This window comes from Oleiphilus sp. HI0086 (assembly GCF_001635225.1).
This window is the reverse complement of the sequence record NZ_LWFZ01000768.1, coordinates 1-6,949: the sequence shown is the minus strand read 5'-3', so window position 1 is coordinate 6,949 and position 6,949 is coordinate 1. Positions and strand designations below refer to the sequence as shown.

Sequence of the window (6,949 nt, the reverse complement as noted above, 5' to 3'; positions counted from 1 at the left end):
TATCTCGCCAGGAATACAAGGTGGATAGGTTTATGTTTTCCTGGGCTGAAAACGTTCTTAATGATAACCCACTTTCAAGCCACTTCTTAACAATGGCTTCTTTAAACTCTTTTGAATAATGCTTCACTCATATTCTCTTACCGCCTCCTATTCAATTATTAAAAATTAACAGAGGCGACAACTATCCTGACACAGGGGGTTTTGGTCGACGTACAGAATATTTACTACACGACCAGACAAGCCTATGGCCGCCATTTTGATTACAATGCATTTTGGGCAAAGGTGACCCAAAATCGACACGTCGTTAATGCCGTGGCCTATGCAACGGAGCCCGCAGATGAAAAACAGAGACAGTTTCAGAATATACTTAGAGCGATAGGGTTTAAGGTAAAGTTGAAGCCCTACATTCAGCGCGCTGACGGCTCTGCTAAAGCTGATTGGGATGTCGGTATCACACTCGATGCTATGGAGTTTGCGGCACACAGTGACATCCTTGTTTTAGCATCTGGTGATGGAGATTTCGACCTGCTCGTCGATCGAATCAAACTGAAACACAGCTCTGCTGTAGAGGTCTACGGCGTTAAAGCACTAACAGCTTCGTCACTGATATGTTCCGCCACTAAGTTTGTCGCAATAGATACTGATTTATTACTTAACTAAATTCAGATCAAGCGATATGCTCGCCACTATTATCTTTACAACAATCTCATCGAGACTCTGAGTACTTATACTCAATAAACAATGTCATGAATATGCTCGGGGTCATCTGTCGTTAACTCCCCTCGCTCCAATTTCTTCTCTACACCTGGCCCTAATACTGGCTTCATATCCCTGGCATGTAAGTCATGTGCACAATGATCGCAAGCAAAACGAGGGCTGGAAACATGACCACAAGTTTTATGCTGGAACATAATCGGTGCACCGTCACCATCACATAGCCACTTGTCACCCCATTGAACAACCGTCATCAGCACCGGATAAAGATCCATTCCTTTCTCAGTTAAATGGTATTCATAACGAGACATCTTCTCGTCATATAAGACTTTGGTTAAAACCTCAGCTTCCACCAAACGATTTAGACGGTCAGACAAACGATGGCGGGTTATCCCTAAAGATTTTTGAAACTCTGAGAAGCGCCTGACGCGGCGAAATGCGTCCCGGATGATTAACAGCGTCCAACGATCACCAAATATTGATAATGCTCTAGCAATTGAACAAACCTGAGAGTCAATCTCTTCCCAACGCATAGCTACCTCTTTGCATTTTATTTGAATTATTCGCGCCTAATAAGACTAGCCACTGTTCCAATATACAAAGTTGATCTAAATCAAACAAAGCCATTATACCAGAAATAGAACAGTATTTTAGCAAGTCGTCACAATAGATTCACTTGACGAGTTCTATTATGGAACCATATACTTTACACAAGGTTCCAAAACGGAACTGTGATGAATTTGGCATTTTTACCCTAAGCCATATTTGTCTAATCCACCAAATAGTGAGGACTCGCTTATGAGCATCATGAAAGCTATTTCTAAATGGATTGATTACGAACTAGGGATTAGAAACATTGATTTGGAATTAGAAGCAGGCGACTTAGACTGAGCTTGCAGTTCGTATTCCTTCATGAGTTTACTTGTATTTATCGAAGCGCCAATACTTGCGCTGTAGTCTTTAAATAGACATTAAGAGGAATAAAATTATGTTTGGATTTCCATTTTTTACTAGCCTTATCGTAACGGTTGCAATGGTTGTCGGTTTTTCATTTATTATTAACCACGGCATCCAAAAGAAAAAAGCTAACAATGAAGACGCTATCTCTAATACAAGCCAAGGCGAAAAAGACACTAACTGCCACGCCTAAGCTAAGATCGCCGCTCTATTGAGCGAGTAAAATTGAGATAGAAAAATTGAGGCTGCTACATAGCAGCCTCTTTCGTTCTAGCCTACCGAAGCCTTCAGTGCTTGCTCCAAATCTTCAAGAATGTCATCGATATGCTCGATACCGATTGATAGTCGAATCATTTCAGGCGTAACACCCGCGACTTTCTGTTCTTCCTCTGTCATTTGCCTGTGCGTTGTCGAAGCAGGATGACACGACAATGATTTAGCATCACCAATATTTACCAAACGCTTAAACAGTGCCAAGGCATCATAGAAACGCGTACCTGCCTCTAAACCACCTTTAATTCCAAAGGTCATAATGGCCGACGGTGTACCTTTCATATATTTTTTGGCTAGCTCATGGTTCTCATCTGAGGGCAAGCCACCATAACCAACCCACTCAACTAGATCGTGCCCTTCTAGAAATTCGGCCACTTTTATTGCGTTTTCACAATGACGTTCCATACGAAGACCTAGCGTTTCAATTCCCTGAAGCAATAAAAAGGCATTCATAGGTGATAAGGCCGCCCCGGTATTACGCAAAGGAACTGTCCGGCATCGTCCAATAAAAGCTGCTGGCCCCATTGCCTCGGTATAGATCACGCCATGGTAAGCAGGTTCTGGCTCGTTCAACATAGGGAATCGTTCAGCATGCTCCGCCCAGGGGAAGTTTCCTGAGTCAACGACAATCCCGCCTAACGAATTACCATGCCCACCCATATACTTGGTAAGCGAATGAACAACAATATCTGCCCCATACTCAATAGGCTTACATAAAGCTGGCGTGGCAACTGTATTATCAACGATAAGCGGCACCCCCTTATCATGCGCAATCTTCGCCATGCCTTCCAGATCGATAACATTACCCGCGGGGTTACCAATACTCTCGCAATAAACGGCTGCGGTATTTTCATCAATCAGCTTTGCTAAGGACTCAGGCTTATCATCTTCAGCGAAACGTACATCAATTCCCTGGCTCGGCAGCATATGCTTGAAAAGTGTATAAGTACCGCCATAGAGCTGAGGTACTGAAACAATATTCTTGCCCTTGCTGGCGATCGTTATAATCGCGTAATGAATGGCAGCACTGCCAGCACTCACAGCCAAGGCCGCAATACCTTTTTCTAACTCCGCTACTCTTTTTTCAAGCACATCGTTAGTGGGGTTCATTATTCGCGTGTAGATATTACCCGGTACAGCCAGGTCAAATAAGTCAGCACCATGTTGAGCATTATCAAACTCGTATGCGACTGTCTGGTAAATAGGTGTTGCTACGGACTTGGTTGTAGGGTCTGTTTCATATCCGTGATGAATTGCGATGGTATCGTCTTTCATTTTAATCCTCGGCAATAATGATGAATGTTGGCGAATACGGGACACCGGAACAAAGAATCATAGATCAATTCCCAATAACACACACGCACTCAGATCAATGAAATATAAATAAACTTTCTTTGTGACTTTTTCTCTTTTGCTTCTGTCTATGCTTCTGAATTTAAATTTCAAACTCACTTTTTTACTTAATCAAGGAAGCTTAAATGGAAGATATCAATCAAAGCAGCGATCAGATTCAAGAGCTGTTACAGACAGCCTACACACTCAGCTTAAGTTACGGCCCCAAACTGGTCTTAGCGATCGTTACGCTCATCATCGGCCTATGGGTCATCAATCGCTTCATACGCACTCTTAACAACAATCTCACAAGCAAGGTCGATGCGACGCTTGGTCAATTCGTCTGCAGCATTCTTTCAGTTATTCTGAAAGTAGTCTTGTTGATTTCAGTTGCCTCGATGGTCGGCATCGAGACAACATCATTTGTGGCAGTACTCGGTGCTGCCGGCTTAGCTGTTGGCCTAGCTCTTCAAGGAAGCCTAGCCAACTTCGCCGGAGGCGTTGTCATTCTGCTATTCAAGCCTTTCAAGGTAGGAGACCTGATTGAAGCTCAGGGCTACATCGGAAGCGTATCTGAAATTCAGATTTTCAACACCATTCTAAAGACGGGCGACAACCGAGTCGTCATCATTCCAAATGGCTCTCTTTCGAGCAGCAGCATGGTGAATATTAATAAAGAAACTACTCGCCGAGTCGATCTGAGCTTTGGCATTGGCTATGGCGACGATATTGACCAGGCCAAGTCTCTGCTGAAGTCACTCGCCAGTCATGATGCCCGAGTACTCAAAGACCCGGCTCCTGTATTTGTCGTTGCAGAACTTGCCGACAGCTCGGTTAACTTTACAGTCCGCTTATGGGTCAACACTAGCGACTACTGGGGTGTATTCTTTGATATGCAAGAAGGCGTGAAGAAAGCATTTGATGCGCACGGCATTTCAATCCCCTACCCACAACAAGATGTATATATGCATCAAGTAGCATAAACAAGAGACATTACTCTAGTAAATCGCTAAGATACGGCCAAAATTGAATCGTATCTTAGCCAAGCTTTATGAAAGGAAGAAATACTATGCAACACCTTAAACTTGCCACAGCAATTGCTCTCATCTCTACAAGCCTAAGCGCCACAGTAAACGCTGAAGAGGTCTCTGAACCTAACTGGGATGCAACGGCTGAACTTGGTTTTGTGATGACCAGCGGCAACTCGGATACAGAAACACTAAATGCCAAATTTAATGCTTCAACTGAATACACTGATTGGAAGCACACACTTCAACTAGAGGCGCTTAACAGCTCATCAAATGACGTAAGTTCTGCAGAAAGATATTTTGCTGAAGCGCAGTCTGACCGAAAGCTCTCTGATAGAGCTTATGCGCTTGGCGTCATCTCGTGGGAAAAGGATCGCTTTAGCGGTTTTGACCATCAAACCTCTATCGCACTGGGTTTAGGCTATAAAGCTATTGCAGAAGATAATATGGAATTGAATTTCGAGCTTGCGCCTGGTTATCGTGTGATCGAAGACAACAATGGCAATAACGAAGAAGATAGCATTATTCGTGCAGCTGAGATCTTCTCTTGGAAATTCAATGAAACATCTAGCCTTGACCAGTTCCTGAATACAGAAGCCGGCGACAGTAACACTGTGACACGTTTTGGTATCTCCTTAACCAGTCAGGTGCAAGAAGCCTTGTCAATGAAGGTTGGTTACACCATTAAGCATAGTTCTGATGTTCCAGCAGGTGCTGATAAAACTGATCGTGAAACGTCTGTCACGTTAGTCTATAAGCTGTAGCATTACTTTTTATGTAGGCAGCGATGGTGCTAACCCGCCAGCGAGCCGCGCAAGGCTCTGCCTACAGCAGAAAAGAAAGTATCAATCTGAAATTTCAGATACAAAAAAGGCAGCTTAATCGCTGCCTTTTTTATTGAAGCTTGAAACGCTTACTTCAACAATTCTTTAGCTTGCTCAACCCAAGAGTCTGAGCCGCGTACTGATTTGAACTCAGCCAACTTATCGGCAGGTGCATTAACGATATCTTCCAAGCTATTAAATCCCGCTGCATTCAATTTCTTAACCGTCGCAGGGCCAACACCTTTCATCGAAGAAATACCAGACTTAGCTGCACCAGTGGCTTTCTTAGTTGCTGTTGACGCTTTTGCTTTAGCAGTAGTCGCCGCCTTCTTAACAGTTGCTTTGGCTTTTTTAGCAGGCGTCTTTGGCGCTGGCATAATCTTATCCGCCAGAGGAAGCTTGCTTAATGCATCTTCAAGTTGACCAACCAGCTTATTCTTAGTCTCTAGCAAAGCTTCAGCACGCTCTTCAAATTCTTTCTGCTGCTTATTTAGCTGCTTTTGATACTGCTTCTCGATTTTCTTCAACCACTTTGTTGCAGGCTTAGTCGCCTCTTCACGCAACTCGTTTACTTGTGCAGTCAAATCATCAACCTGCTTCTGTAAATCTTTCTTAGTTGAAGTAACTTTCTTGTTGATATCTTTCAACAAGTCATTGCTCAGCTCTTTAACCTGAGAAACTTTCTTATCAATCTTCTTTGACGTTTTACCCATGCTTCACCCCTATTAAAACTACAAACAAATTAAACAATAAATACTAAACAGTATAAAAGTTACACGTTTTTTTTAGAGCATAACAACTAAAATCACGTGCACTAATGGTATTTTTATAATTTCTAACATGGCAGATTCAACTAATCCAATTTGCCATGTTCTTTAATATAGTCCTTTACCAAGCTCTCAATTAGCTTTTGTATACTCGTTTCTTGCTCTATCGCAATAATCTTCAGTGCTTTCAATGTTTTCTTATCTAAACGTAGGGAGGTATTTTTCTTAGCCTTCTCTTTTTTCTCGGATGCATGCACTTGATCAAGCTGAGGAGTCTTAGCCGTACCTTTCGACACTGCATCGGTTTTCTTATCTGTACTCTTGCGACTCATAAAGAGACCCCTTGTCGTTTCACTACCCTATAAACGGCATAGTAACATCCATTCATCCATATTGCCGAGCACCATAAAAGGCAAAGGCGCGAATTATCGCGCCCCTACATTAGCTTCAAGATGGCACATTAAGCCTTCTTCAGCGCCTTTTTCAGCTTGCTGATTTTCTTAGTCTGCTTGGCTACTTTAGCTTTACGCGCTTTGATCTCTTTCTTGATAGATTTTGTTTTCTTAGACATGGTAAATCACCTTTCTTTGTGTAAATAACATTAATTGACGTAATGACGTCACTACGTCAATATCTATCCTAGACCTACATAACCGGAAATACAAAGTATTTGAACCTCAGGACTTAAATTGTCATCAAACTGTCACATAAGTCCTATTTAAATAGTCCGGTTGATTAAGCTGTATGCGAGTAGTTTCAAAATGACGAACAAGCAAGATTTTATAGAGAAAGAACTGAGTTGGCTGTCCTTCAATGAGCGCGTTCTACAGGAAGCCGCTGATGCAAATGTACCGATTGTCGAGCGGGTCAGGTTTCTCGGTATATATTCCAATAATATGGATGAGTTCTTCCGTGTTCGTGTCGCCGACGTAAAGCGAAAAATTTTTATTAAGAAAGACCAAGGCGAAGATGCCAGTGAAGATCGAGAATTACTTAAGAAGATTCAAAAGAAAGTCATCAAGCTAGGCGAACGGTTTGACGAAATCTATATTCA

General features: G+C 42.5%; 9 protein-coding genes and 1 pseudogene. 5 read left to right on the top strand and 5 right to left on the bottom strand.

Annotation, left to right across the window (positions count from 1 at the left end; all coding sequences use genetic code 11):
* A partial coding sequence (locus tag A3756_RS29265) for a transposase (protein WP_156490460.1) occupies positions 1-127 on the bottom strand: 127 nt, incomplete at its 3' end.
* A 74-nt stretch (positions 128-201) separates the two neighbouring features.
* On the opposite strand from A3756_RS29265, the gene A3756_RS13285 reads away from it, so the two are divergent.
* Entirely contained in the window at positions 202-660 is a 459-nt protein-coding gene (locus tag A3756_RS13285) for an NYN domain-containing protein (protein ID WP_231875538.1), read from the top strand.
* Positions 661-731: 71 nt separating this feature from the next.
* On the opposite strand, the gene A3756_RS13280 is transcribed toward A3756_RS13285, so the two are convergent.
* A complete protein-coding gene (locus tag A3756_RS13280) occupies positions 732-1,247 on the bottom strand; it encodes a helix-turn-helix domain-containing protein (protein ID WP_068509360.1) in 516 nt (171 codons plus the stop codon).
* A gap of 455 nt (positions 1,248-1,702) precedes the next feature.
* Here A3756_RS13280 and A3756_RS26695 point away from each other — a divergent pair, with 455 nt between their 5' ends.
* On the top strand, positions 1,703-1,864 hold the full coding sequence (locus tag A3756_RS26695; RefSeq protein WP_156490459.1) for a hypothetical protein: 162 nt from the start codon (positions 1,703-1,705) through the stop codon (positions 1,862-1,864).
* Positions 1,865-1,941: 77 nt separating this feature from the next.
* Here A3756_RS26695 and A3756_RS13275 read toward each other — a convergent pair whose 3' ends face one another.
* A complete protein-coding gene (locus tag A3756_RS13275; protein ID WP_068514179.1) occupies positions 1,942-3,219 on the bottom strand; it encodes an O-acetylhomoserine aminocarboxypropyltransferase/cysteine synthase family protein in 1,278 nt (425 codons plus the stop codon).
* Between the two features lie 203 nt (positions 3,220-3,422).
* Here A3756_RS13275 and A3756_RS13270 point away from each other — a divergent pair, with 203 nt between their 5' ends.
* A complete protein-coding gene (locus tag A3756_RS13270) occupies positions 3,423-4,259 on the top strand; it encodes a mechanosensitive ion channel family protein (RefSeq protein ID WP_068514182.1) in 837 nt (278 codons plus the stop codon).
* Between the two features lie 86 nt (positions 4,260-4,345).
* Complete coding sequence (locus A3756_RS13265) at positions 4,346-5,068, top strand: YdiY family protein (RefSeq protein ID WP_068509581.1); 723 nt, start codon at positions 4,346-4,348, stop codon at positions 5,066-5,068.
* Positions 5,069-5,217: 149 nt separating this feature from the next.
* Here A3756_RS13265 and A3756_RS13260 read toward each other — a convergent pair whose 3' ends face one another.
* Complete coding sequence (locus tag A3756_RS13260; protein ID WP_068514185.1) at positions 5,218-5,841, bottom strand: helix-hairpin-helix domain-containing protein; 624 nt, start codon at positions 5,839-5,841, stop codon at positions 5,218-5,220.
* A gap of 140 nt (positions 5,842-5,981) precedes the next feature.
* Entirely contained in the window at positions 5,982-6,227 is a 246-nt protein-coding gene (locus tag A3756_RS13255) for a hypothetical protein (RefSeq protein ID WP_197470033.1), read from the bottom strand.
* Between the two features lie 429 nt (positions 6,228-6,656).
* Here A3756_RS13255 and A3756_RS13250 point away from each other — a divergent pair.
* Positions 6,657-6,949, top strand: a pseudogene (locus A3756_RS13250) (RNA degradosome polyphosphate kinase); the annotation flags it as partial.

Bases quoted from the DNA above. Each gene is read 5' to 3' on its own strand.
- A3756_RS13265 (WP_068509581.1), top strand. From the start codon at position 4,346: ATGCAACACCTTAAACTTGCCACAGCAATTGCTCTCATCTCTACAAGC.
- A3756_RS13275 (WP_068514179.1), bottom strand. From the start codon at position 3,219: ATGAAAGACGATACCATCGCAATTCATCACGGATATGAAACAGACCCT.
- A3756_RS13280 (WP_068509360.1), bottom strand. From the start codon at position 1,247: ATGCGTTGGGAAGAGATTGACTCTCAGGTTTGTTCAATTGCTAGAGCA.
- A3756_RS13260 (WP_068514185.1), bottom strand. From the start codon at position 5,841: ATGGGTAAAACGTCAAAGAAGATTGATAAGAAAGTTTCTCAGGTTAAA.
- A3756_RS13255 (WP_197470033.1), bottom strand. From the start codon at position 6,227: ATGAGTCGCAAGAGTACAGATAAGAAAACCGATGCAGTGTCGAAAGGT.
- A3756_RS26695 (WP_156490459.1), top strand. From the start codon at position 1,703: ATGTTTGGATTTCCATTTTTTACTAGCCTTATCGTAACGGTTGCAATG.
- A3756_RS13270 (WP_068514182.1), top strand. From the start codon at position 3,423: ATGGAAGATATCAATCAAAGCAGCGATCAGATTCAAGAGCTGTTACAG.